This window comes from Corallococcus sp. Z5C101001 (genome assembly GCF_007352635.1).
Lineage (GTDB): Bacteria > Myxococcota > Myxococcia > Myxococcales > Myxococcaceae > Corallococcus > Corallococcus silvisoli.
Window position 1 is genome coordinate 1 of the sequence record NZ_VKLU01000021.1, and the last position, 23,858, is coordinate 23,858.

Sequence of the window (23,858 nt, forward strand, 5' to 3'; positions counted from 1 at the left end):
TCTTCGACGCACCACCAGCCGACCTGACCCTGGTGCTGCGCGAGCAGGGCACGCTGCGGGTGCGTGCCTTGCTCCCGGATGGGTCCCTGAAGCGGGCGCCCGAACTGGAGCTCAAGGCACTCGATCCGGTGTCGAAGCAGGGGGCGTGGATCGATGCTTCCGACAAGGATGCCCGGGTGTACCGGGGCGTCGAGGCAGGACGCTACCGGGTGACGTTCGTGCATCCGGTGGGGGAGTTCTCCAAGTGGACCACCAACTCCGAGGTCACGATGGAGGCGGGTCGAACCCGCGACCTGGACATCGGCTTCAAGGGGCTGCCGGAGCGCGCGCCCCTGCGGGGCCGGCTCGTTGGCGGCGATGGCCGCCCGTTGTCGGACATCGGGATCCACGCCTTCTCGGGCGACGCGACGCAGGACGCTTTCGCGAGTGAGGCCTGGGGCAGGACCGATGCGGACGGGCGTTTCGCGCTGGAGCACCTGCTGGAGGGGCCGCTGCGAGTGGAGGTCAACGCGGGCAACGCGAAGGTTGAACTCGACGCGAGCGCGAAGGATGCGTCGCTGCGCTTCGACTTCAGACCCACGGTCGAGGGACGTGTCGTTGGGCCGGACGGGAAGCCGCTTCGCCGGTTCTCGGTGGACTGGCGAACCTTCGAGAGTCCGGAGGGACGCTACGAGGTCGCCTTGGAGGGCACCTGGCCTCGGACGCTGCCCTTCAAGGCGGAGGGATTCGCGACCACGCACATCACGGTGACGCCCAGCGCGGAGCGCACGTTGCTCCCGGATATCGTCATGGATGAGGGCCGCACGGTGCGCGGCCGAATCGTGCGAGAGGATGGAAAGACCGCCACGCCGTTGATCCCCGTGGCACTGATTGCTCTCTGGGACATGGAGGCCTTTCTTGCCGGATCCACGATCACCACCACGGCGGATGCCGATGGCCGGTTCGTGCTGGAGCATGTGCCCCGCGAGTCGATGATCCTCCATGCCAGCAACGACCTCAGTGGCACGGTGTCACGGCCATTGGGCGTGGAAGAGGACGCGGTGTCGTTGCGACTCGTGCCAGACACCACCGCCGTGGGCACGGTCGCGGACGAAACGGGACGTCCCCTGGAAGGGGTCCGCCTCAGGTCCTGGTGTAAAGGCAGTTTCGGTGGGAGTGACGAGTCCGATGCGGAAGGCCGTTTCTCCCTGCGCTCACCGGCAGGATGCGAGTGCGTCGTGAAGGTCACCCAGACTGAACGTCGCGCGGATTGGCCATTGCCACCGCGGCGGAGCTTCTGGCCGCTGCGATTCAAGGGGCGTCCCGGGGAGTCGGTCCCGGTGCATCTGCGGCTGCGCACGGGGCCGGCTTCGGTGCATGTGTCGTTCCCTGAGGCAGGGGAATGGCGCCGGGTCGTCCTCGTCCAAGGCGACGTTCCAGTGCCGTCGACGGCGGAGGCGATGAACAGGCTGGTCCTCGACGCCGTTGATCCGGAAGCAGAGTCCGCCGAGCGCAGGCCTGAGCGCCGAATGGACGACGATGACTCGATCATCTACAGCGGCATGCGCGACAACCACTTCAGCTCCTTGCCGCTGGGTCGCTACACCGTGTTCGTGGTCGAGGATCGGATGGGGCTGGCGGTGCGCCGCTACCCCCTGAACCTCACCTCTCCCGGCGTTCATGCCTTCGAGGTGAAGCGCCCCTTCGACGAGGGCGCCGTGTACCTCAGCCCCTGAAGGGGCCGCGGTTCCGTCGCAGGGCCTGCCCTACGTCGCGTCCGCGGGCAGCGTCACCACGAAGGCCGCGCCGCCACCGGGCGCGTCCTCCACCCAGACACGTCCGCCGTGCGCTTCCAGGATCTGCCGCACGATGTAGAGCCCCAACCCCAGGCCCCCCGTGCGCGCGGAGCCCTGGACCTGGGCGAAGCGCTGGAAGATGCGCTCGCGCTCCACCTCGGGGACGCCTGGACCTCCGTCCCGCACCTCCAGCCTCAGTTGATCGTCCTGCTGGCGCAGCGACACCTGCACCGGCGAGCCCTGGCCGTAGCGCAGCGCATTGGCGATGAGGTTGCTCACCACCTGCTCCATCCGGAGCCGGTCGAACCGGCCCGGCGCCGGCGCTTCCAGCCGCGCGGCCAGCTCCACCCCGGACTGCTTCGCCTCGTCCGCGAAGCGCGCCACCAGGTCCTCCGCCACGGTCGCCAGGTCGCCTGGCGCCAGGTCGAAGTCCAGCTTGCCCGTGCGGATCCGGCTGACGTCCAGCAGGTTGTCGAGCAGCGCCCCCAACCGCTTGAGCTGCCGGTCCGCCGCGTCCAGCCGCGTCGTCGCCTTCGCGGTGCCCAGCGGATCGCTCGTGGGGTTCTGGAACATGCGCCGCAGGAGATCCACCTGGAGCCGCAGCGACGTGAGCGGCGTGCGCAGCTCGTGGCTCGCCACCGACAGGAAGTCGTCGCGCGTCCGCACCGCCTCCTGCAACGCCTCCTCCGTCTCCTTCAGCGCGGTGATGTCCAGGATGGCCCCGCGCACCACCATCACCTTTCCGTTCGCGTCGCGGATGACGCGCGCACGGCTGTTCAGCCAGTGCCACGTGTCGTCCGGCCAGTGCGTGCGGAACGTGGAGGCGTACGACAGCACGTCGTTGTGGAAGATGGACGTCACCTGCGCTTCCACCGCGGGCCGGTCGTCCGGATGCAGCGACGCCAGGAACCGCTCGTGCGTCCACTCCGCCAGGGGCTGCATGTAGCCGTAGAGCCGGTCATGCCCCTCCGAGCGGAACACCTGCCCGGTGACGAGGTTCGTCTCCCAGACGGCCATCTGCGCGGATTCGAGCGCCACCTGGAAGCGCTCGCCCAACTGGCGGAAGCGCTCGTCGGTGCGCGCGGCCTCGCTCTCCGCGCGCTGGCGGCGGGTGATGTCCGTGGCCAGCACCCAGGTCTCGCCGCCCACCGGCCGGACCGACACCTCCAGCCACACCCCCGAGGGCAGCTCCGACAGGAACCGCGACGGCTCGCGCGTGGTGAGCGCGTCCAGGAGCCGCTCATGCAACGACGTGCCCGCCAGCATCGGCTGCGCTGCCCACGGCGTCATGCCCTCGCAGCGGCCGTATGGCAGGCCCAGGAGGGACGCGGCCCGGTGGTTGAGCTCATGGACGACTCCCTGCGCGTCCAGCGCCAGGAACGCCTCGGCCATCATCTCCCGCAGGACCTGCAAGCGGGTCTGCGCGGACATGCCGGCCTCGTCGGCCGGGAGCGGGGGCTGGGTCGCGTCCTTCTGCACACGCGCGGACGCCGCGTCCGGCGACGACGGCTCGTCCTTCGACGCGTGGCGAGCGGTTTCGAAAGGACCGCCGGGGAGGGGACTCATCGGGGATGCACGCTCCCGCACGCCCCCCGCGCCCGTCAAGCGAGCGCGCGGAGCGCACCGGCCGTGTGTCAGCCCAGTGGATCCATGAGGGGTTCGGGCATGACCCACAGCTCCGTGGGCCGGGCATAGGCGGCGTCGAACGCGAAGAGGATGCCGTTCCAGCGATCCCAGAAGTCCGCCCAGCTGTACTCGCACGGCCGGGGGGTGAGCGGGTTGCCGTCTCGGTCCGGTTGCGAGTTGGCGTAGTCCGCGTACGTCCAACGCACCGTGCCGAAGTCCGTCATCAGGAGCGGCGTCAGCATCTGGAGCACGCCCGCGCGGGACACCTCGTCGGTGGGCGAGCCCGTGGGCGTGAAGACCGGCTGGGCCTGGTCGCGCTGTTCACGCCACGCGACGAAGTTCGTGCCCATGGCGATGAGCGCGTCACGGCGCGCGGGCGTGGGCGCGAGGCGGGCCTCCTCGTAGACGGCGAAGGCCGCCACCAGCAGGCTCTTCCAGTGCATGCCGGGGAAGAGCAGGTCCATGCGGGTCGCGCGCGGCGTGTCCTCGGCGTGCGCGACGGCGAAGTCGTATGCCTGCCGTGCCTCCGCGGCGAAGGCATCCACGAGGGTGAACTCAGTGAGCACTCGCTCGGGGGTGATGGGGCCCGAGGCGTCGCGGCGCCAGTCCAGGTACAGCCGCGCCGAACCGCCGATGTCGTTGAAGATGGCGAGGTTGCCCTCGTGCAGCGTGCGCTCCAGCGTGATGACGACGACCTCCGTCTTGTCGAGCGGAGAGCTTCTGGGCGCGCTCCAGTACAGCGCGCCCATGCGCGCCGCGGTGGTCAGCAGGGTGCGGGGATCCGCGAGCACCTCGATGTTGAGCGAGGTCGTCATCACGCTGAGCGCGGTGGCCGCGTCCACCGTCAGGCCCTGCGCGATGAGCTGGAGCGACAGCTCCTGGAGCCGCTGCCGAGGCACGCCGTCCAGCCCCAGCCGGTCCAGCGCGTTCGTCAGTGACAGCGAGGATTGCAGCCGTGCCGCCGCCAGGAAATGCCGCGCGAGCGCCGTGCCATACATGCCCTTTCCACCGGCCTGCGAGGCATGCGGCGCGAAGGTGAACCAGTTGGGACGCGCGCTGCTGCTGCCACCGGGGAGCAGGGAGGGATCGATGATGCCGCCCAGCTCATACGCGATGTCGATGTAGCCCAACGTGATGGTGCGGTTGTCCTCCAGCGGCGTCGGCGCGGGCTGCGCCCAGGCGGCGCGGGTGGACAGGAACAGCAGCGCGCCGAGCAACACAGGGAGGCGCGTGAAGGAGGCGGGATGGGCGTCGGTGCGAGGAAGAATCGCCACGGAGAGAGTCCAGGGTGGGGGGATGACAGACCAAGCTAGGCACTCGGGCGGCGGCTCAAAACCCCGGGCTTCGAGACCGCGCCCGTGCAGCGTTGAGTGGACGACCCTCCGGGCAGAGGCGTGCGGCGGTGACGCGCGCGGTCAGCGCCCGTCAGCGGCGGGTGCCCCGGACTTTCGGGGCGAACGGCGGCGCCAGCCCTCGGCCATCACCAGCCCGAGCCACGTCGCCGCGCAGAGCCAGAGGCCCGGCTGCACGCCCGGCGCGCGGTAGCGCAGTTCGACCCGGTGGGGGCCCTGGGGCGCGGGCACGGCGCGCACCGCCACGTTCGCGGGGAGCAGGAGCGTGGGGGCGCCATCGAGCCATGCCGTCCAACCGGCTTGCCACGCGTCGTTGATGACAAGCACCGAGTCCTCGGGCGCGTCGACATCGACGACGAGGTGTTCGGGGTCATCCCGTTCGACCCGGAGGCGGCCATTCAGTGGCCCGGTCCCAGTGGAGGGCAGGCGCATGTCGCCGCATTCCACCGCGGCCTGGGGGCCGGCGCGGAAGGACGCATCGCGCAGCAGTTTGAGCGCGGCCTCCGCGTCCGCGACGCATCGGGGCCTCGCCAGCGAAAGGCGTGGGCGTGCCTCCGGGTGTTCCACCAGCAGCAGTTCGAAGACGGTGTCGCGCGCCACCACCGGTCCGGGTTTGTGTTTCAGGGCGTCGTAGTCCGCTGGCGTGTAGGCGCTGACGCGAACGCCGTAGAAAGGCAGCAGCTCGGTGAAGAGGCGGGGGTCCGCGTCCTGGAGGCGCAGCAGGCGCGGGCTCGCCGCGGGCAGATAGGCCTCCGCGGTGCCGATGCCCCACAACGCGGGGCTGTCCGGCACCAGCGTGGCGCGCGACATCAGCGCGACGCTGTCCTGGTATTCGAAGCCTTCGAAGCGCGGCAGGCGGTAGCGCTGGATGCGCGATGCCACGCGGGGCACGGGGTCTCCATTCCGGTCCGCCCACGCCCGCACGGTCTCGATGAAGGTCGGCGGGCTGTCCAGCAGCTCCTCGGAGCCGAGGAGGATGAGCGGTTCATTCGCGGTGAAGGACGTGCCCACCTGGAGCGCGAGCAGCACGGCCATGCGAGGCCATGAGTCCGCGAGCCCTGGCAGGGCGCACGCGCAAGCCAGCGCGATGCCCGCCGCGATGAAGCCCGCGGTGCTGAACGCCTGGGAGAGCGCGGCCAGCGTCTCCGCCGGAACCTGGGGCCAGCGTTCGAGCACGAACAGGTGGGACCACGCGCCCGCCGTGCGCTCCACCAGGGCCACGAGGGCGAGGACCCCGGCGAGGGCCCCGGCCGCGCGAGCGGTCCAACGCTGGCGCTCCGGAGCCTCCACCACGGCCTTCCATCCGAAGCCCGCGAGCAGCGCCAGCCCCAGCGTCAGGTGCACGACGAGCTTCTCCGGATAGCGGAACGGCCGCCACAGCGGCAGCACGCGGTAGAGCAGCGCGTAGACGGGAAGCGCGGATCCGAGCGCCAGCGTGAGCACCGCGCTCCACGCCGCGCCGAACGGGGCCCACCGGCGGAAGGGGATGAAGCGAAGGCCCGCCACCGCGAGCACCATCACGGGGACGCCGATGAACAGCGACTCCGACCACAGCGTGGAGAACCCGCCCGTTCGCAGCAGCGACTTGACGAGCTCCTCCGGCGCCGCGCGCTCCACGGTGGGGTTCGCGAGGAATGGCCCCAGCAGGAACTCCGCGAGGCGCCAGGGCTCCACCGACCAGCGCTGCGCGTCCTCGACGGAGCTCGCGCCGGGAGCGCCCCGCGCGAACACCGCCACGCCTGCGAACAGCTGGGGCGCGGACATGCCAATACCCAGCGCCACGAGTCCCAGCGCCCGCCGCAGGAGGACCGCCCGGGCCCCGGTCTCCGTCAGCGCGAGCAGCAGCACGAACGCGTTCGCGAAGGCATAGGCCCAGGTGTCACCGGCCAGCAGCACGCCCGCGAGCCCGAGCGCGGCGATGGCCCCGCGAGCGGGTGTGGCCTCCCGAAGGAAGCGCACGGCGGCCCAGAGCGCGAAGGGCAGGGTGGCCCCCGCCATCAGGTACGCGAGGCTGCTGGTGAGCGACACGAGGTAGCCGCTGTACGCGAACGCCACTCCCGCGAAGAACGCGCCCGCCCGGGGCACCGCGTACAGGCGCAGCAGCGCGTACGTGCCCAGCAGCGCCAGCGGTGGGCACAGCAGCACGGAGAGCTTCATCGCCATGCCGGTGGACAGCACCAGCCCCGCCCACTGGGAGGGATGGAACGCTGCGGAGAGCATCATCCCCGGGAACGACTGCCCCAGTCCGTCGAAGGGATACCAGCTCGGAAAGCCGCCCGCCGCCACGCGCTCCGCCCAGTAGCGGCGCAGGGGCGCGTAGACGAGCAGCATGTCGCGTCCGGTGAAGACCTGCGCGCTGAACACCGCCCGGTAGAAGAACAGGCACGTCAGCCCGAGCGCCCCGCCCACCACGGCCCAGGCCGCGCGCGGACCCGGGACTCGTGGTTCAGCGCGCGCCAGCGGTGCGGGGGGCTCCATCGGGGCGCGGATTGTTCCCCGTCGGGGGGCTCCCGTCCACCCGCGCGGTCACGCGCCCTTCGCGGGGGCGAAGTACGAGCAGAACGTCGTGACGTCCCGGTAGCCCATGCGGCGGTAGACGGGCGCGCCGGCGGCCGTGGCATGCAGCACCGTGCGCTCCAGCCCCCACGCCGCCTTCGCCTGCTCCAGCGCGTGGCGCAAGACGGTCTCCGCGGCGCCCTGGCGGCGGTGCTCGGCCAGGGTCGCCACGAGCGCGATGTAGACGACGCCCTCCACGCGCAGCGCCGCGGTGGTCGTCGTGGGGGCGCCCTCGTGGCAGCCCACGAAGGCGCGGCACTCGGGGCCGAAGATGCCCGGCGCGGCCAGCGCCTCGCGCCCGAGCACTTGCGGCATGTCGTAGCTGGCGGCGTTCACGTCCGCGATCGCGTTGTGGCCCCACGCATCCCGCACCGGCCGCAGGTCGAGCGGCGGCAGCGGGCGCACCGGTTCGAGCAGCCGGTCCGCCACCATGCCCGTCGTGACCATGCCGGGCTTGAGGCCCCGCGCCGCAAGCACGGCGTCCGCCCGCTCCCGCAACGACGGCGCCAGCCAGTCCTGCGTGAGCGTGAAGGCCCATCCATGGGGCCCTCGCGCGAAGTAGCGCGCGGCCGAGTCCACCGCGCGCTCCAGCTCCGCCTCCGTCTCCACCGGCTTCGGGAGGAACGCCATGTTCATCAGCGACCACGCCACGTGGCCCGCCGTGATGAACACCTCCGGCCGCTCCACCACCTCGCCACCGGGCAGCCCCAGCGCGAACAGCCGCCACGCTCCACGGAACTGCGCATGCGATTCGTCGATTTCGGCTCGGGACATGGGCTTGCCTCCACGGGTGGGCAAAGAAGTTGGATTCTCCGCATTCTCCGAGGTCCGCGTCTACGTGCGCGAGGGCAGGGGCCCTGCTAAAGCGAGCGCGGACGCCGGGCGCGAGGAGCCGGAAGTGATGAATCCCCCCGAAGGACAGCCCTGGCAGACGACATGTCGGGTGTGTGGCAGGCAGACCTGTCCGCGGCCAGAGGCGGTGGCCTCGTGGATGCGGACGATGTTGGATCGCGTGCATGGCGCGCAGATGCGCGGCGCGGGCCGGCGGGGGCTGCGCGAGGCCCTGGCCATGGAGGGCGTGCTCATCACCACGCACCTGGAGGTCTGGTCGCGCGCGCTGGAGGGCGTGTGCCCGGATTGCATCGCGCAGGTGGCTCCCGAAGCGGATGCGCGCCTGCAGGACCCGGAGGCGATGCATGAAGCGTCGCTCGAGCGCTGGCGCACGTCCGCGCCGGAGCTGGTCAGCGACGCGGTGGAGTCCGCGGTGGACGACGTGCTCGAAGCCGCGCGGGAAGCCGCCACCCGCAAGCCGACGACCTGAGCACGCGTCCTCCGGTGGGACTCAGGCCCAGAGCTCCTGCTCCAGCGTGTCGAGCATCGCCAGCGCGGCCTCGGGCGTGGGCAGGCCGGCCTCGGTGACGAGCGCGGCGTCGACGGGCATCGCGACCTCCGCGCGCAGCAGGGCCACGGCGTGCCGCTGGGCCTCGCGCAGCGCCTCCCGCTCCGGCGCGGACAGCCGCGAACGGACCCACCGGTCGATGTCCCAGGAGAGGCCCGCGTGCCGCGTCTCGTCCTCGGCGATGCGGACCAGGGCCTCGCGCACCTCGGCATCGCGCGCGTGCAGGGCCTGGTGGTGGGCCACCAGCGCGCCGAACGTCTCGCGCACGCAGCCCTCCACGGCGTTGTCGCGCGCCACGGCGTCCAGGGGCCGCGGCGGCACGTCCGTGACGGACGGCGGCGGAGGCGTGGCCCCGAAGCGGCGCGCGAGCCGCCCCGTCATCTCCGCATGCGCGACCTCGTCCACGGCGCTCGCGAGCGCCGCGTCCAGGAGGCCCGCGTCCGCGCCATGCAGGGCCAGCTCCTCACGCAGGCGCAGGAAGGCGTGGATGGACGCGGCCTCCAGGTGCGCGGTCGTCGCGAAGTATTGGCCCAGCGCGTCCTCGCAAGCCTCCGCGCCCGTGTCCTGGAGCCCGGCGGGCCGGCGGCCCACGGCGCAGTTGCTGCTGCCCTTCTCCAGCACGTGCTTCTCCACTTCGTGGACCTCGCCATTGGCGGACACCTTGACCACGTACTGCGTCAGGTTCGTGCCCTCTCCGCATGCGAAGCCCTTCGTGCCCACGACGTTGAAGCTCCCGTCGTCGTTCCGCCGCACCGCCCCCTTCTCGAGCGTGTCGCAGCTCAGCTGGTATCCCGCGGCGAACGTCAGCAGCGCCGCATCCTGCGCGGTGTCGACGGCGCCCAGGAGCTGCTGGAGCGCTTTCAGCGACGACCAGGTCTTCACCTCGTCGCCGCGCGTCGTCGCCAGGAAGTAATCCGAGCAGACCTGGATGCAGGCGCCGTGGAAGCCCTCCGTGGACCGCGCATCCGTCAGGGCTTGCTCACAGGCGGGCACGTCGGAGGCCGTCGCGCAGGGCTGACCCACGGAGGCCTGGTTCGAATACGTCGTCGGCGTCTCGTCGCCATTTCTCGTGATGAGGCGAAGCGCGACCGAGTCCTGCGCGGGTTGGATGCTCAGGTCCGTGATGGCGGGCTCGCCCCGCGGCGTGCACTCGATGTTGGAGTAGCCGTCCAGGACCGCCGACTGGGTGCCGCAACCCGCCAGCACCAGGGGCGTGGCGAGCGATGCCCGCAGGGCCCGAGAGAAGAGATGCCGCAACCGATTCGTGTTCATGGACGACTCCCGTAGGACGTGGTGTCCCGCGAGCAGAGCAATGGGAATGCCATCGCCGTGCCCGTCAGGAGCGCTGTCCTGGGAGGGGTCCCCGTGCTCGGAAAATTGAGGAGGCTTCAGAAAGCTGAGGCCGGGCCCTGGCCCTAGAACGACTCCTTGAAGGGCCGCAGGTCCACCTCCTGCGTCCACGCGGAACGATGCTGGCGGTGGAGCTGCCAGTACGTCTCCGCGATGGCGTCGATGTTCAGCAGTCCGTCCTCGCCGAGCGCCTTCACCCGCTCCGGGGCGAGCGTGTGCACCCGCTCGCCGTCGATGCCGCCGTCGATGAGGACATGGGCGACGTGCAGCCCCTGCGGGCCGAACTCGCGCGCCATGCCCTGGGAGATCATCCGCAGCCCCGCCTTCGCGGCGGCGAAGTGCGCGAAGCCGGCCTTGCCGCGCAGGCTGGCCGAAGCGCCGGTGAAGATCACCGTGCCCCCGCCCTGGGGCACCATCCTGCGCGCCGCCTCGCGCCCGACGAGGAACCCTCCGAAGCAGCCCACCCGCCAGAAGTCCTCGAACATCGCGGCGTCCACGTCGCGGAAGGGCATGGGGCGGTTGTTGCCCGCGTTGAACACGACCAGGTCCACCGGGGCGAAGCCACTCCCCGGCGCCATCGCCCGGTCGAAAAGCCGGGCGACGTCCGCTTCCTGGGTCGTGTCGGTGACGATGGCCTCTCCGCTGCCGCCCGCGGCCGTGAGGGTCGCGACCACTCGGGACAGCTTCTCCCGGGTACGCCCGGCGGCCAGCACATGGTGCCCTTGCGCCGCGAACTTCCGGCACAGGGCCGCGCCTAGGCCCTGTTCAACGCCGACGCCCACCACGACCGCGGTGGGCTTGAGGGGGGAGGTCATCGCCACGTCCAGGGGTTGAGAGGAATGGTCGCCAGTATCAGGCCGGCGCGGGCGCGCGGAACAGGGCCGCGCCCAACGCGGCACCGTTGACGCCACCGTCAACGTAGAGATCCTGACCATTCACGTACGACGCGTCATCCGAGGCGAGGAACAACACCGTCTTCGCGATCTCCTCGGGCTCGCCCATGCGGCCCATGGGGACGGTGGCGGAGATGCGCTTGTGCAACTGGGCATGGGCCGTCGGGTCGGGCGCGGACTTGGCCCAGATGGGCGTGCGCGTCGCGCCGGGCGATACGACGTTGACGCGGATGCCCTGGGGCGAGAACTCCGCGGCCAGCACGCTCGCCATCGCCTTCAGCGCGCCCTTGCTCGCCGCGTACGCCGAGTACCCCGGCATGCCCAGCTCGCTGTGCACCGAGCTCGTGAGGATGATGGACGCCCCCGCCTTCAAGTGCGCCGCCGCGGCCTGCACCGTGAAGAACACGCCGGTGACGTTGGTCTCCAGGATGGACGCGAACGCCTCCAGCGAGGTCTTCCCCACGAACGTCTCTCCGGCGATGCCCGCGTTCGCGAACACGATGTCCAGCCCGCCGAACCGCTCCACCGTCGCCGCCACCGCGCGCTCCAGCGCCGCCGGCTGGGTGGCGTCCGCCTGCACCGCCAGCACGTCCCCGCCCAGCTCCTTCACCACCGCGTCCAGCGTCCGCGGATTGCGCCCGGTGATGGCCACCCGCGCTCCCTCCGCCACGAACAGCCGCGCCGTCGCCAGCCCGATGCCGCTGTTGCCACCCGTGATCAGCGCCGTCTTCCCCTTGAGCCGCATCCGATTGCCTCCGGTTTAAATGGTTTCATGATGAAACCAATTGGCGGATGAATAAACGCGGTGGTTTCGTTATGCAACCCGATGCGATGAGGTCCCCGGCGACGGGGCCGGCATCTCCCCGGACGGAAGGAGGCGGCGATGAAGCGGACGAGCATGGAGGGGACGGTGTGCCCGGTGGCCCGGTCCCTGGATGTCATGGGGGACTGGTGGTCGCTGCTCATCGTTCGCGACGCGCATGCCGGGCTGCGCCGCTTTGGCGAGTTCCAGAAGAGCCTGGGCGTGGCGAAGAACATCCTCTCGCAGCGCCTGCGCCACCTGGTCTCGCACGGCATCCTGGAGGTCCGCCCCGCGTCCGACGGCAGCGCCTGGAGTGAGTACGTGTTGACGGAGAAGGGGAGGGGCCTCTTTCCCATCCTCGTCGCCCTGGGAGAGTGGGGCCACGCGCACTGCTTCGAGCCGGGCGAGGCGCGCACGCGGCTCCTCGACAAGGCCCATGGCCAGCCGCTGAAGCCGCTGGAGGTGCGCGCGGCGGATGGGCGGCTGCTCACCTCCCAGGACACGCGCCTGGGCCTGGAGGCGCCAGAAGGCAGGCCCCACAAGGCGAGCCGGGCTGATTAGGGTGAGGCCATGACGCGTCCCGTGCCTGAATCGTGGTCCCTGCCCTGGCTGGGGCTGGGGCTGAGCAGCAACCTGAGTGCGTCGGACGTGCCGCATCCGTACCGGCTGCTCGACAGCTCGCCTGGGCTCTTCGACTTCGTGGAGTACAGCGCGCCCATCGCGTTGGAGGAGGCGAGGGCGCAGGCCACGCTCTTTCCGGAGATGTGGCGTCGGCGTGAAGAGGTGCCGGTGCTCTTCCACCCGGTGCACCTGAACCTCTGGGGGCCGGAGCTGGAGCCCGCGTCCGCGCTCGCGGCACTGGACGCGCACGCGCGGGCGGTGGGCAGCCCCTGGGTGGGCAACGACGTGGGGTGGTGGCACGCGGGCGGGCAGCCCTTCCCGGGCTACCTCTATGTGACGCCGCCGTTCAGCGAGGCGGGCGTCCGGGACTGCGCGGCGCACGCGCTCCACATCCAGGCGGGGTTGAGCGTCCCGCTGGTGGTGGAGAACCCCGCGGTGCTCGCCACGCGCGGCGGGCTTCACGCGCTGGACTTCATGGCCAGGCTGCACGCTCGCACGGGCCTGCCGTTGCTCCTGGACCTGGGCCACCTCCTCAGCCACCAGCTGTCCGCGGGGCTGCCTCCGCGAACGGGGCTGGACGGCTTCCCGTTGGATCAGGTGGTGGAGATCCACCTCGCGGGCGGGGTGGTGACGCGCCGGGGGGCGCGGACCTTCTACGTGGACGACCACACGCAGCCCGTGCGCGAGGAGCTGTTCGAGCTGCTGGCGGAGGTGCTCCCGCGCTGCCCACGCCTGCGCGCCGTCACGTTCGAGGGCGACGGCCATCCGCCAGAGGTGGCGCTCGTGTCGCTGCGCCGCCTGCGGGCGCTCGTGCCGAAGGAGTCCCGTCCGGCCCTCACCCTTCCTTCGGCGAAGGGGCCCGTGCCCGCGCTCACTGGAGAGAGCCGTCCGTGGGCGCTGTTCGACGCGGGGCATGGCGTGACGCCCGCCGCGGAGGATGAGGACCCGGAGGGCACGAGCGCGGACCGGGACTTCCGGCTGGCGGTGGTGGCCGAGCAGCTGGACCGGGACTGGCCCCTGACGCGGCTGTTGCTCGCGGCGACGCCCGAGGGGCTCGAGGCCTTCACCCGCTCGCGCGAGTACCGGGGCCTCTTCGACGGCCTGGGCCGGTCGCTGCCGCACGCGTTCGCGTCCTGGGCGCGCAAGCGGGTGATGGCCGCGCCGTCGGACGGGGTGGCCGCCGCGCTGTCGCTGGAGATGATGCTCCCGCACGCCTTCCTCCAGCCGCCCGAGCCTCCCGCCCCGGGACAGGTGGCGCTGGCCGAGGACGTCCGCCTGGGCGCCTTCCCCGCGGACCTGACGGAGCTGGTGTTCGCCGCACGCGCATTGCGGCGGCACCTCACCGGCCGTGCGTGGGCCTGTGGGGCCCTGGAGACGTCTGGATTGGAGGCCCTGGCCCAGGTGGCGGCCCGGCCTGGACCGGGGCCCTGGCGCTTCGCCATCCGCCGGAAGGGGACGGGCTTCGAGGTCCTGACGCTGCCGCCGGAGGTCGCGGAGGGGCTGCGGATGCTCGCCGAAGGCCCGCGTCCGTTGGAGGACTTGCCCGCGTGGCTGCTCGCGGAAGGGCAGGGTCGAGGCCTCTTGCGGCGGGGGTGAAGGACGCCTGGCGAGGGCCCGTCAACGGATCCTTGCGCCCACCTGTCTGGTGGGATACTGCCCGCCGCATGTCGTCTCCCCTCGTCGTTGGCATCGCGGGCGGCACCGCGTCCGGTAAGACCACGGTGGCCCGCAAGGTGCGTGAGGCCCTCGCCGACTGCCGGGTCGCCTTCATTGATCAGGATTCGTACTACCGGGACCTGAAGGAGATGTCCCTGGTGGACCGGCGGGAGGTGAACTTCGACCATCCCGACGCGTTCGATACGGAGCTGCTGGTCAGCCACCTGCGCGCCCTCAAGCAGGGCCACGCCATCCAGAAGCCCGTCTACGATTTCGTCACGTCCGGCCGCCAGCAGCACACGCACCGCGTGGACCCCGGGGACATCATCCTCATCGAGGGCATCCTCGTGCTGCACATGAAGGAGGTCCGCGACGAGATGGACGTGAAGATCTACGTCGACGCGGACGACGACCTGCGCATCCTTCGCCGCCTCACGCGGGACATCAAGGACCGCGGCCGCGACTTCGACCACGTGGTGGGCCAGTACCTGCGCCACGTGCGCCCCATGCACATGGGCTTCGTGGAGCCGTCCAAGCACCACGCGGACATCATCATCCCGCACGGCGGCAACAACGACATCGCCATCGGGATGCTCGTGGGCGCGCTCCGGGCGCGGCTCGCCTCCCAGCACCAGACGCCGCGCTAGCCTCGCAGCCAGCGCAGGAAGTCCTGCACCGGCCCCTTGAGCCGGTGTGCGTCCGCCAGCAAGGTGCCGTGATCTCCCGGCCCCTGCAGCTCCACGAACCGCGCCTGCACCCCGGCCGCCGTCAGCAGGTGGTACGTGTCGCGCACGCGCCCCGCTGGCGCCAGCGCGTCCGTCGCGCCCGCGAGCAGCAGCACCCGCGCCTTGATCTTCGGGAACGCGTCCGTCAGGTCGCAGGCCGCGTAGGCCGAGCACAGCACCGACCACGCCGCCGGATCGAACGTGTCCGCGAATGACGCGGCCTCCGCCTCCAGCGCCGCCTGCGCGGTCGCGCTGTCCGGATACGCCGTGCTCAGGTGGTCGCGTCCGTAGAGCAGCTTGAGGTAGTCCAGCCGCAGCCGCGCCAGCGTCCGGTTGGGGACGCGCTCACGCAGCGGCGGGGTGTCCTCGTTGTCGGGGGCCATGCGCAGCACCTGGGACGTGAGGCCCAGCTTCTCGCGCAGGCCCTCCGGCAGCGCTCGCGCCGCGCCCAGCACGATCACGCCGTCCGCCAGCTCCGGGAACAGCGCCGCGAGCCGCAGCGCCACGAGCCCGCCCAGGCCCACGCCCACCAGCGCCCGCACGCGCGTGAGCTCCCGCGCCCGGAGCAGCGCGGACACGCCGCGCGCCATGTCCAGCACGGTGATGGGAGGCAGCGCCGCGCCCCAGACCCTCCCGCTGTTCGGCTCCGGCGTCACCGGCGACGTGGAGCCGAAGGGGCTGCCCAGCAGATTGGGCACCAGGACGGGCGTCACGTCCGGATCCAGCGCCTTGCCCGGCCCGATGAGCTCACGGCCCCAGCCCGAAGGTTGGTAGGGCCCGTTCACTTCCGTGCTCAGCGCTTGATGGGAATGCGACAGGTCGTGCAGCACCACCACCGCTTTGCCATCAGACGGTTTCCCATAGGCCTGCCAAGCGATCTGGGGGCTTCCCAGCAGATCCCCTTCCTCCAGGGGAAGGGGGACGGTGAACAGGTGGATTCCCTCGGCCTGGGGCACGATGATGCAGGCTCATATCATTGCCTGCCCGAACGCACAGGAGCCTGTCGCTTGAAGCGCTACTTCGGAATCATCGTTGTCATCGCCCTGGTGATCGTCGCCGCGGTGGCGAGCCATCGCACCGCCTCCGCCCGGGCGCAGGAGGCGGAGCGGGACGCGGACTTTCGCCGCATCCAGGCCGTCTACCTGGAGCGCGTGGGGTGGATGCGCTCCAACCCGGACGAGGCCTCCTACCGGGACGAGCTGAAGCCCTTCCTCAAGGCGTACTTCGATGACATCGACGCGCACCTGACGCGCTTCGGGGGCAACAAGAAGTTCGACGGCTACCTCGCGGAGCTGGACAAGCGCGCGGAGTCGGGCGGCGACAAGAAGGACACCCGCGCGAATGACCGCAAGGCGTTCTACGAGTACGCGCGCAAGCAGTTCGACGCCCTGCACGAGGGGCGCTACCGCCCGGTGTGGACCGCCACCGACAAGGGCATGCGCCTGGACATCGTCTCCAACGACGTGGTGATGGTGATGGGCAAGCCGCAGGTGCGCCTGCAGCTGGTGCTCTGGGGCGCGCAGCGGGTGGAGAAGGACGAGGGCAAGGTGAAGAAGATGGTCACCAGCGCCGCGTTCGACACGGTGTGGAAGCTCACCGACGCGAAGGGCAAGCTGCTGGGCGAGATGCGCGGCGGGGACCCGTCGATGAAGATCGACTACCCCGAGCGCCTCGTCACCGAGTTCCCCCCGCAGATGGTGCTGGGCCACTACGACCTGGACCTGCTGCCCGCGGACGTGTCGAAGCTGGAGATGACCATCAACGTCTCCTCGCACGCGGCCTCTGGCGGCAACGCCAACGCCACCTACGTGTGGAAGATGGAGGTGCCGTCGGAGTGGAAGCTGGGCGCCAACGAGACGTGGGAGGGCGCCACCCAGGAGGAGCGGCCGGAGGAGGACATCGACCCGGCCAAGGCCTCCGCCAAGAAGGGCGGATGAGCCCTTCGTTCTAGCGATGGGCGGATGAGCCCTTCGTTCTAGCGATGGGCGATGGGCGGATGAGCCCCGCCCGCGCTACTTCACGACGGCGAAGTGCGAGCCCAGCCGGTACGCGGACAGCGTGCCGGCGTCGTCCAGGAAGTACAGGTTGAGGCGCACGTCGGCCTGGAGCGCGACCAGCCCCGCCCCCGCGCGGACCTCCGCGAGCACCTGACCGCCGCGGGGGTCCACCGCGCGCACCACTTCTCCCGCCACCAGCGTCACGTCGCGCGCGGTGCGCGCCGGCAGCGCGGTGATCAACGGTTCGCCGGCGGCCCCCACGCGCCAGTCGACCTGCCCGGACAGCGCCACCCGGGTGGCGGCTCCGGACGCGCTCGTCACCACCACTGCGCGCGGCAGGGGTGCCAGGGCGTAGGGCCCGGGCCCCAGGTGCAGGGCGCGCTCCCAGACCTTGCGCCCGCGCGAGTCCAGGCACAGCAGGAACCCGTCGTCGTCCCGCATCCCGGCCAGGAGCGCCCGCGTGCCCACCGGCAGCGGCTTGGAGGGCTGGGTGAGGCCCGGCTCGTACGTCCACTGCGCTTCGCCGGTGTGCGCGTCCGCGAGCAGCAACGCCTGATGCGAGCCGCGCCCCAGGAGCGCCAGGAAGCGCCGGCCCCACGCCACCGGAGGCCCGTGGAAGGGCAGGGGCGAGCGCAGCCGGTAGCGCACCTGTCCATCCTCCAGGTCCAGGCCGTAGAGATAGCCCGAGTCCGTGGACAGGAGCGCCCGGTGCCCCTGCGTGGCCAGCCACCCGCGCTGCGTCCGGGGCGGGGCCAGACGCCATTGCTCGCGGCCCGTGGTCTCCGAGAAGGCCACCGCCGTGCGGTCCTCCGACAGCGTCAGGAGCAGCCCGTCCTTGCGAAGCAGCAGCGGCCCCAGGGGGATGCCGTCGTGGTCGTGCAGCCAGCGCGCGCCCGGGCCCCGGCCGGTGAAGCCGTACACGCGCGCGTCGTCCGCCGCCACCGCGTAGCCGTCCGCGGATGCCGCCACGCCCAGTGACGCGGAGCGCCGCCACAACACCGCGCCGTCCTTGCGTGAGAACGCGCCCGCGAGCCCCGGCGCGCAGTACACCGGCCCGTGGCGGCCCAGCAGCAGCCGCGCCTCCTCCGGCTCCTCCAGCCCGCGCTGCTCCCACAGCTTCTCGAAGCGCAGGCGCCGCAGCTTCCCGGACACCTTCAGGGGGCGGGACTCGCCGCGCGCCGGGGGGCTCCTGCGCTCGCGCGCCTCGCCCTCCGCCTCCGGAGGCTTGTGGGCGCCTCGCAGGTGCGACAGCCCCTCACGGCAGCGCTCCGCCAGCTCCACGAGGTACGGGTTGGAGACCTGGACCCGGTGGGCCTCCGCGAAGGCCAGCCCCAGCGCCTCCCCCAACTGGAAGAGCGCGGAGAGGAGCGCCGCCGGCTCCAGCTCGAAGTACGCCCCCGTGGGCCCGAGCTTCGCCCGCCGGCCTGGGAGGTCCAGCGTCAGGACGGGGCGCACGCCCGCGGGCTCGAACTCGAAGCGGGCCTCACCCAGCTCCACGGCCCGCGCCAGCTCCACCGCCTGCCGGGACAGCTCCAGCACCGTGAGGAAGGGCGGCCCCTGCGCGCGCCACGCCTGAGGCCGCCCGGGCAGCGCGAGCCACACCTCACCCGCGCCCAGCAGCGGCGCCAGCGCCCCAGGGGGGCCCTTCGAGGGGGCCTCGCGCGAGGCGGGGGAGATGTCCTTCAGCTCGAAGCCGAACCCCGGCACCGACACGGGCTCGATCCGGAGCGGGGTGGGGGGCGCCGGCGCGTCCTCCCTCTGCGGGGTGGCCTTTCCCAGGCCCTTGAGCGCCTCGCCCAGCTTCCGGGCGGCCGCGGCCGACAGGGCCTTGGGGGCGAGCTTCGTCACGTCCTGGAGGAAGCGTTGGCCGCTCTGGCGGGTCGCCCGGGTGAGCTCCTCGGCGTCCACCCGGATGGGCGGGCGCAGGAGGTGAGCCGGTCGGGCCAGGCTCGCCACCGAAAGTTCGATGTCCGGTCCGATGCGCCGCAGCACGAGCTCCAGGTGCGCTTCGGTGAGCGAAACCTGCGCCAACCGCCGTCGCCCCGCGTGCAGGGCCGCCACCGCCTCCACCAGAGCGGGAATGACCTCCGTCAGGGGCTCCTCCACCGCCCCGGACAACAGGTTCACGCCGTCCAGTTCCAGCGCGATGGAATCGAGCGGGGAGGCTGACGGTTCGCGCTTCCAGTGGTGTCCGATGCGTAGCCGGGTCATTGACGTTCGTTGACAAGCCAGTTTAGCGGTGGCTAGCATCCGCCGCCCATACGGACCTACATTTTTGTAACCGTTCGGAATTCTTGGGGAATACTCGATGACATTTTACGAGGCCGCGCTCAGGGTACTGGAGAGCGAAGGTCGCCCCCTGCATTTCCTTGAAATCACGGAGAAGTCCATCCAGCTGAGCCTGCTGTCCCACATCGGCAAGACCCCAGAGGTGACGATGTTGTCGCGTCTGGCTGCCATGGCGAGACGGACGCGGGATCGCAAGGTGATTGTCACGGCGAAGGATACCTTCGCGCTGACGGACTGGTCGCTCTCCGAGGATGCCGAGGCACTTGCTCAGACGGGCGTGATGGAGCCGCATCCGGAGGAGGATCTCCCTCCGCTGCGGCCCGTGGAGCGCCACCCGGAGCCGCGCACGGACAACGTGCGCGCGTCGGGGCGGGGCACGGAGCGCAAGCGCCGCAGGGACGAGGGCGACGAGGAGCGGGGTGGACGCCGCAAGCGCTTCCCGCCGCTGCCGGAGGTGGTGTTCGAGATCCTCAGCGAGGCGGACGTCGCGCTGCGCACGGATCAGCTCATCGAGCGCGCCAAGGCGAAGGAGCTGTGCGCCGAGGAGACCACGGTGGAGGCGGTGCTCACCGCCCTGCTGGAGGATAACCAGCGCCGCATCGACGCGGGCCGCCGGCCGCAGTACGCCTTCAACCAGGAGACCGGCGAGGTGTCGCTGGAGCGCGCGGGCGCGCCGAGCGAGGCGCCGCCCCTGGAGCTCCAGGCCGCCTTCGCGCAGGCGCTGGGCATTCCGCTGGAGGGGGGCCGCCCGGTGCTGGGCAAGCCCGCCCCGGGTGCCGAGCCGCTGGTCGACGAGGCCCTCATCACCACCGCGCGCACGGCCCTCAAGGACGCGCGCCGGGCGGTGGCGCGCGGGCTGCGCAAGCGGCTGGGCGACGCGGACGTGGGCACCTTCGAGAAGTCCGTGGTGAAGATGATGCACGGGCTGGGCTTCCGCGAGCTGAAGGTCGCGAAGCGCTCCAAGGAAGGCCCCCTGCTCACCGCGCGCAAGCGCGAGGGCAGCGTGGAGCTGCGCTACGCGGTGCGCATGCTCAAGGGCGTGCCGGGCATCGACCGCAAGACGGTGCAGGAGCTGCGGCGCGACCTGGGCCACTACTCCGCGCAGGTGGGCCTGCTGGTGAGCGCGGGCGAGGTGCGTGGCGACGCGCGCTCCGAAGCGCAGGCCACGGGCTCGCTCGTGATGCTGTGGTGCGGAGACGCCCTGGGCGAGAAGTTCCTGGAGGCGAAGACGGCCGTCACCGTCACCCAGGTGGAGCTGTACGACATCGACGAGCGCTTCTTCGAGGCCGCGAAGCTGGACGCCGAGGAGGCCCAGCGCCGCCGCGAGGAGCGCAAGAGCGAGAAGCAGGCCCGCGAGGAGGGCGGCGAAGTGGAGGCCGCCACCCCCGCCACGGACCGGCCGGAGCGCGCGGAGCGTCCCGAGCGCGGTGACCGGGCGGAGCGCTCCGAGCGGCGCCGCGACCGTCAGCGCGAACGGGCCGAGGCCCGCGACGCCGCCGCGTCCGGTGCCGAGGCCCCCGAGTCCAAGGCGTCTCCGGTGGCCCCCGCGCCGCCGGCCGCCGCCGGGTTCACGCCGACGTCGGAGGAGGACGAGTCCGAGGACGGTGACGACGAGGGCGAGGACGATGACCTGGAGGCCGCCAGCGCCTTCGTGGGCGGAGCGAAGGAGGGCGCCGAGGGTGGCGCCGCGACCGACGCCAACGCCTCCGAGCGCAAGCGCCGCCGCCGCCGCCGCCGGGGCCGTCGGGGCCGTGGCACGCGCGGAGCGGAGGGCACGCCCAACGGCGAGGCCGCCGCGCCCAACGGCGAGGCCGCCGCAGCTTCCGGGGAGAGCGCCGCGCCGTCCGCGGGTGGCGCTGAAGGGCCTGCCGCGCTCGCGGGCGAGGCCGTGACCCCGGAGGTGCCCGCCAGCCCTCCTCACAGTGAGGCCGCCGCCGCGCCGGAAGGCGTGGGCAATGCCTGGCAGGCGGGCGAAGCGGTGCAGGCTCCGTCTGGATCCGCGCCGGAGTCAGGCGAGGCCCGGGCCGAAGCCGCGTCCGACGCAGTGACCCCGCACGCGACCGCGGCGTTGCCCCACGAGGAGTCGTCCGCCGAGGCGACGCCCACCGGGGAGCCCGCGGAGATCCGCGAGGCCCGCGAAGTGCACGAGGCGCCGGTGTCCTCCTCCACGGAGGGTTCGTCCGAGGGCAACAAGGAGGGCTGAAGCCCGCACGGAATCGGGTGCGGTGGACGCGGGAGTGTTAGCCTGGGGGGGCCATGAAGCCGGCCCTGCTGCTTACCTCCTGCGTGCTGTTCCTCGGGGCCTGCCGCTCGCAGGCCCCGCGCTATCCGGTGGCGCCGGTGGAGCTGGCCGGGGCCACCGTGCAGGACAACGCGCTCCTGGGCTTCGGGCAGGACGGCGTGAAGGAGCTGCTCTCCGACGCGCTGGCGACCTCCGGGCGCTTCGAGCTGCTGGGCGACGAGGTCCCCAAGAAGGCCCGCCCCTGGCGGCTGACGCTGGACGTGCCCTTCACGCGAGAGGTGCTGAAGGACGGCAATCCGCACAGCTTCGCGGAGGTCGGCGCCAACCTGTCCCTGGAGCGCTTCGGCGGCAACACTCCCCAGCGCTACGAGGTCGTGGGACTGGGCGAGGCGCCCGTGGCGGAGGACTCGGTGGAGGGGCGCCAGGCCGCCATGCGCGCCGCGCTGGAGAACGTGCTGCGCCAGGTGACGGAGTCGGCGGTGCTCCAGCTGTCCGCGCTGGACAGGACGGATGACGCGCTGGTGGCGGACCTGCGGGCCGCCGACTCGCGCATCCGCGAGTTCGCCCTCCGAACGCTGGCCGAGCGCAAGCACCCCGCGGCCGCGCCGCTCCTGATTGATCGCCTCAAGGACACCAGCGACGCGGATCAGGTGCGCCGCACCATCGGCGCGCTGGCGGAGATGAAGGCGAAGAGCGCGGTACCGGCGCTCATCGATCTGGCGCGCGGCCGGGACTCCGGCTTCCTGCAGGAGATCGTCTTCGCGGTGGGAGAGATTGGCGGCCCGGAGGCGGAGGCGTACCTCTACACGGTCGCCCAGGGCCATGACACGCCGTCGGTGCAGGCCGCCGCGCAGCAGGCGCTGGACACGCTCTACGCATCACGCAACCACGCAACGTTGGAGGCGCGTGGCCAGGGCCACGCGGACCCCTGAACATGAAGCAATCGCTGTCGATGGTGGGGGGCGTGGCCCTCCTGGCCGCCACGCTCCTGGGCTCCGGCTGCGCGAAGCGCGTGGAGACGGACGCACGCCCCTCGCCCGAATCCATCGCCCAATACTACCCGCTGGCGGTGGGCAACCAGTGGACGTACCGGCTGGACGGGCGCGACGACAAGCCCGTCACGGTGGAGATCGTCAAGGAGCAGGACGGGTACTTCCTGGACAACCAGGGCGGCCAGCTCGCCGTGGACGGCTTCGGCCTGCGCGACCCCAAGCGCTACCTGCTGCGAGGCCCGCTGGAGGCCGGGCGCGGGTGGAACAACGTCGTGTCCGTGTCGTCCACGGAGCGCTATCAGCTGGTGCAGGTGGGCTTCGCGTGCAAGGTGCCCGCGGGCTCCTTCTCCAACTGCGTGAGCGTGGAGGGCCGCAACCGGGTGGACGCGCAGACGACGCTCGTCAACACGATGACCTTCGCCGCGGGCGTGGGCCTGGTCCGCGTGGACGTGGCCACGGAGCACGAGGGCAAGCGCGTGCCGCAGACGGAGCTGGAGCTCATCTCCTTCAAGGCGAACGCACCGGGCCCGAGCGCCGAGCCCGCCGCCACGCCCGCCCCGAACTGAGGTCCCGCTTCCGTGGAGACTCCCAACGAGCTCACGCAGGATGCGCGCATCCTGAACTTCCTCGCCGAGGGCGGGGAGGCCTTCATCTCCGGCGAGGCGCTGTCGAACCGCCTGGGCCTGTCGCGCACCGCCGTGTGGAAGCACGTGGAGTCCCTGCGCCTGAAGGGCTACCGCATCGAGGCCGTCCCCGCGAAGGGCTACCGGCTGGTGGGCCGGCCGGATCGGCTCTCCGCGCTGGAGGTCCATCCGCTGCTCGGCACCCGCGCGGTGGGGCGGGTGTTGCACCACCACGACTCCATCGGCTCCACCAACGCGGCGGCCTTCCGGCTGGCCCAGGACGGCGCGGTCCACGGAACGGTAGTGGTGGCCGAACAGCAGACCGCGGGCAAGGGCCGCCGGGGCCGTGCCTGGGTGTCGCCCCCAGGACTCAACCTGTACTTCTCCGCCATCCTGCGCCCGGAGCTGTCCCCGCAGCGTGCCCCGGAGCTCACGCTGGTGGCCGCGGTGGCGCTGGCGGAGACGCTGCGCGAGGCGGGCACGGACGCGGCCATCAAGTGGCCCAATGATGTCCAGCTGGGAGGGCGGAAGGTCGCGGGCATCCTCACGGAGCTGTCCGCCGAACCCGAGCGCGTCCACTTCGTCATCGTGGGCGTGGGCGTCAACCTCAACGCGGGCGAGGAGCACTTCCCGGAGGAGCTGCGCGTCACGGCCACGTCACTGGCCCAGGTCCTGGGGCGGCCGGTGGCCCGTGCCCCCTTCGCCGCGGCCCTCTGGACGCGGCTGGAGCATTGGCTGGACGCGTACCTCGCCTCTGGCTTCGACGCGGTGCGTACCCGCTGGAAGGCCCTCTCCAGCACCCTGGGGCAGCAGGTGCGGGTGCGCACGGACCGGGGCGACTGGGAGGGGTTCGCGGAGGACATCGACCCCTCGGGCGCCCTGATGGTGCGCACGGCGGACGGCCGCGTGGAGCGCGTGCTGGCGGGGGACGTGGAGCAGCTGCGTCCCCAACGCTAGAGT

Annotated in this window: 19 protein-coding genes; 10 read left to right on the forward strand and 9 right to left on the reverse strand. The window is 71.8% G+C overall.

What is annotated here, in order from left to right; translation table 11 throughout:
* Positions 1-32: 32 nt before the first annotated feature.
* Entirely contained in the window at positions 33-1,715 is a 1,683-nt protein-coding gene (locus FOF48_RS33765) for a hypothetical protein (RefSeq protein WP_143908678.1), read from the forward strand.
* 30 nt (positions 1,716-1,745) lie between these two features.
* Here FOF48_RS33765 and FOF48_RS33770 read toward each other — a convergent pair whose 3' ends face one another.
* From FOF48_RS33770 to FOF48_RS33785, 4 genes are all read right to left on the reverse strand, one after another.
* A complete protein-coding gene (locus FOF48_RS33770; RefSeq protein WP_235685818.1) occupies positions 1,746-3,341 on the reverse strand; it encodes an ATP-binding protein in 1,596 nt (531 codons plus the stop codon).
* A gap of 68 nt (positions 3,342-3,409) precedes the next feature.
* The gene (locus FOF48_RS33775; protein WP_255442969.1) at positions 3,410-4,675 is read right to left on the reverse strand and encodes a hypothetical protein; all 1,266 of its coding nucleotides are present in this window, start codon (positions 4,673-4,675) and stop codon (positions 3,410-3,412) included.
* A 141-nt stretch (positions 4,676-4,816) separates the two neighbouring features.
* Positions 4,817-7,231 (reverse strand): YfhO family protein, encoded by a 2,415-nt coding sequence (locus FOF48_RS33780; RefSeq protein ID WP_143908680.1) that lies wholly within the window; start codon positions 7,229-7,231, stop codon positions 4,817-4,819.
* Between the two features lie 48 nt (positions 7,232-7,279).
* Positions 7,280-8,083 carry a GNAT family N-acetyltransferase gene (locus FOF48_RS33785; protein ID WP_143908682.1) on the reverse strand — a complete coding sequence of 268 codons (804 nt, stop codon included), beginning with the start codon at positions 8,081-8,083 and terminating at the stop codon, positions 7,280-7,282.
* Positions 8,084-8,309: 226 nt separating this feature from the next.
* On the opposite strand from FOF48_RS33785, the gene FOF48_RS33790 reads away from it, so the two are divergent.
* Positions 8,310-8,630 carry a hypothetical protein gene (locus FOF48_RS33790; protein WP_143908684.1) on the forward strand — a complete coding sequence of 107 codons (321 nt, stop codon included), beginning with the start codon at positions 8,310-8,312 and terminating at the stop codon, positions 8,628-8,630.
* Between the two features lie 21 nt (positions 8,631-8,651).
* Here the strand turns inward: FOF48_RS33790 and FOF48_RS33795 are convergent, their stop codons facing one another.
* From FOF48_RS33795 to FOF48_RS33805, 3 genes are all read right to left on the reverse strand, one after another.
* Positions 8,652-9,980, reverse strand: coding sequence for a ferritin-like domain-containing protein (locus FOF48_RS33795; protein WP_143908686.1), 1,329 nt, complete (start codon positions 9,978-9,980; stop codon positions 8,652-8,654).
* A 143-nt stretch (positions 9,981-10,123) separates the two neighbouring features.
* The gene (locus FOF48_RS33800) at positions 10,124-10,873 is read right to left on the reverse strand and encodes an SDR family NAD(P)-dependent oxidoreductase (RefSeq protein WP_143908688.1); all 750 of its coding nucleotides are present in this window, start codon (positions 10,871-10,873) and stop codon (positions 10,124-10,126) included.
* Between the two features lie 37 nt (positions 10,874-10,910).
* On the reverse strand, positions 10,911-11,696 hold the full coding sequence (locus tag FOF48_RS33805; protein ID WP_143908690.1) for an SDR family NAD(P)-dependent oxidoreductase: 786 nt from the start codon (positions 11,694-11,696) through the stop codon (positions 10,911-10,913).
* A gap of 138 nt (positions 11,697-11,834) precedes the next feature.
* On the opposite strand from FOF48_RS33805, the gene FOF48_RS33810 reads away from it, so the two are divergent.
* The 3 genes from FOF48_RS33810 to udk all read left to right on the forward strand — a co-directional run bounded on the left by FOF48_RS33810 (position 11,835) and on the right by udk (position 14,677).
* On the forward strand, positions 11,835-12,314 hold the full coding sequence (locus FOF48_RS33810; protein ID WP_143908692.1) for a helix-turn-helix domain-containing protein: 480 nt from the start codon (positions 11,835-11,837) through the stop codon (positions 12,312-12,314).
* A gap of 9 nt (positions 12,315-12,323) precedes the next feature.
* A complete protein-coding gene (locus FOF48_RS33815) occupies positions 12,324-13,970 on the forward strand; it encodes a DUF692 family multinuclear iron-containing protein (RefSeq protein WP_143908694.1) in 1,647 nt (548 codons plus the stop codon).
* Between the two features lie 68 nt (positions 13,971-14,038).
* Complete coding sequence (udk, locus tag FOF48_RS33820; protein WP_143908696.1) at positions 14,039-14,677, forward strand: uridine kinase; 639 nt, start codon at positions 14,039-14,041, stop codon at positions 14,675-14,677.
* Here udk and FOF48_RS33825 read toward each other — a convergent pair.
* Entirely contained in the window at positions 14,674-15,711 is a 1,038-nt protein-coding gene (locus FOF48_RS33825) for an alpha/beta fold hydrolase (protein WP_143908698.1), read from the reverse strand. The two genes, udk and FOF48_RS33825, sit on opposite strands and share 4 nt — an antisense overlap.
* 51 nt (positions 15,712-15,762) lie before the next feature.
* Here FOF48_RS33825 and FOF48_RS33830 point away from each other — a divergent pair, with 51 nt between their 5' ends.
* Positions 15,763-16,692, forward strand: coding sequence for a hypothetical protein (locus FOF48_RS33830; protein WP_186002183.1), 930 nt, complete (start codon positions 15,763-15,765; stop codon positions 16,690-16,692).
* 75 nt (positions 16,693-16,767) lie between these two features.
* Here FOF48_RS33830 and FOF48_RS33835 read toward each other — a convergent pair whose 3' ends face one another.
* Positions 16,768-18,963, reverse strand: coding sequence for a PQQ-binding-like beta-propeller repeat protein (locus FOF48_RS33835; protein ID WP_143908700.1), 2,196 nt, complete (start codon positions 18,961-18,963; stop codon positions 16,768-16,770).
* A gap of 97 nt (positions 18,964-19,060) precedes the next feature.
* Between FOF48_RS33835 and FOF48_RS33840 the strand changes: the two genes are divergently transcribed.
* From FOF48_RS33840 to FOF48_RS33855, 4 genes are read left to right on the forward strand one after another with little or no spacing between them, the layout of a single operon-like run.
* A complete protein-coding gene (locus tag FOF48_RS33840; protein ID WP_255442972.1) occupies positions 19,061-21,244 on the forward strand; it encodes an HTH domain-containing protein in 2,184 nt (727 codons plus the stop codon).
* Between the two features lie 53 nt (positions 21,245-21,297).
* Complete coding sequence (locus tag FOF48_RS33845; RefSeq protein WP_143908702.1) at positions 21,298-22,215, forward strand: HEAT repeat domain-containing protein; 918 nt, start codon at positions 21,298-21,300, stop codon at positions 22,213-22,215.
* Between the two features lie 2 nt (positions 22,216-22,217).
* Positions 22,218-22,841, forward strand: coding sequence for a hypothetical protein (locus FOF48_RS33850; RefSeq protein WP_143908704.1), 624 nt, complete (start codon positions 22,218-22,220; stop codon positions 22,839-22,841).
* Between the two features lie 12 nt (positions 22,842-22,853).
* On the forward strand, positions 22,854-23,855 hold the full coding sequence (locus FOF48_RS33855) for a biotin--[acetyl-CoA-carboxylase] ligase (RefSeq protein WP_143908706.1): 1,002 nt from the start codon (positions 22,854-22,856) through the stop codon (positions 23,853-23,855).
* Positions 23,856-23,858 lie beyond the last annotated feature (3 nt).

What these genes read in the sequence shown, in the direction of transcription:
- FOF48_RS33770 (WP_235685818.1), bottom strand. Translation starts at nt 3,341, where the DNA reads ATGAGTCCCCTCCCCGGCGGTCCTTTCGAAACCGCTCGCCACGCGTCG.
- FOF48_RS33780 (WP_143908680.1), bottom strand. Translation starts at nt 7,231, where the DNA reads ATGGAGCCCCCCGCACCGCTGGCGCGCGCTGAACCACGAGTCCCGGGT.
- FOF48_RS33785 (WP_143908682.1), bottom strand. Translation starts at nt 8,083, where the DNA reads ATGTCCCGAGCCGAAATCGACGAATCGCATGCGCAGTTCCGTGGAGCG.
- FOF48_RS33790 (WP_143908684.1), top strand. Translation starts at nt 8,310, where the DNA reads ATGTTGGATCGCGTGCATGGCGCGCAGATGCGCGGCGCGGGCCGGCGG.
- FOF48_RS33795 (WP_143908686.1), bottom strand. Translation starts at nt 9,980, where the DNA reads ATGAACACGAATCGGTTGCGGCATCTCTTCTCTCGGGCCCTGCGGGCA.
- FOF48_RS33800 (WP_143908688.1), bottom strand. Translation starts at nt 10,873, where the DNA reads ATGACCTCCCCCCTCAAGCCCACCGCGGTCGTGGTGGGCGTCGGCGTT.
- FOF48_RS33805 (WP_143908690.1), bottom strand. Translation starts at nt 11,696, where the DNA reads ATGCGGCTCAAGGGGAAGACGGCGCTGATCACGGGTGGCAACAGCGGC.
- FOF48_RS33810 (WP_143908692.1), top strand. Translation starts at nt 11,835, where the DNA reads ATGAAGCGGACGAGCATGGAGGGGACGGTGTGCCCGGTGGCCCGGTCC.
- FOF48_RS33815 (WP_143908694.1), top strand. Translation starts at nt 12,324, where the DNA reads ATGACGCGTCCCGTGCCTGAATCGTGGTCCCTGCCCTGGCTGGGGCTG.
- udk (WP_143908696.1), top strand. Translation starts at nt 14,039, where the DNA reads ATGTCGTCTCCCCTCGTCGTTGGCATCGCGGGCGGCACCGCGTCCGGT.
- FOF48_RS33835 (WP_143908700.1), bottom strand. Translation starts at nt 18,963, where the DNA reads ATGACCCGGCTACGCATCGGACACCACTGGAAGCGCGAACCGTCAGCC.
- FOF48_RS33840 (WP_255442972.1), top strand. Translation starts at nt 19,061, where the DNA reads ATGACATTTTACGAGGCCGCGCTCAGGGTACTGGAGAGCGAAGGTCGC.
- FOF48_RS33845 (WP_143908702.1), top strand. Translation starts at nt 21,298, where the DNA reads ATGAAGCCGGCCCTGCTGCTTACCTCCTGCGTGCTGTTCCTCGGGGCC.
- FOF48_RS33850 (WP_143908704.1), top strand. Translation starts at nt 22,218, where the DNA reads ATGAAGCAATCGCTGTCGATGGTGGGGGGCGTGGCCCTCCTGGCCGCC.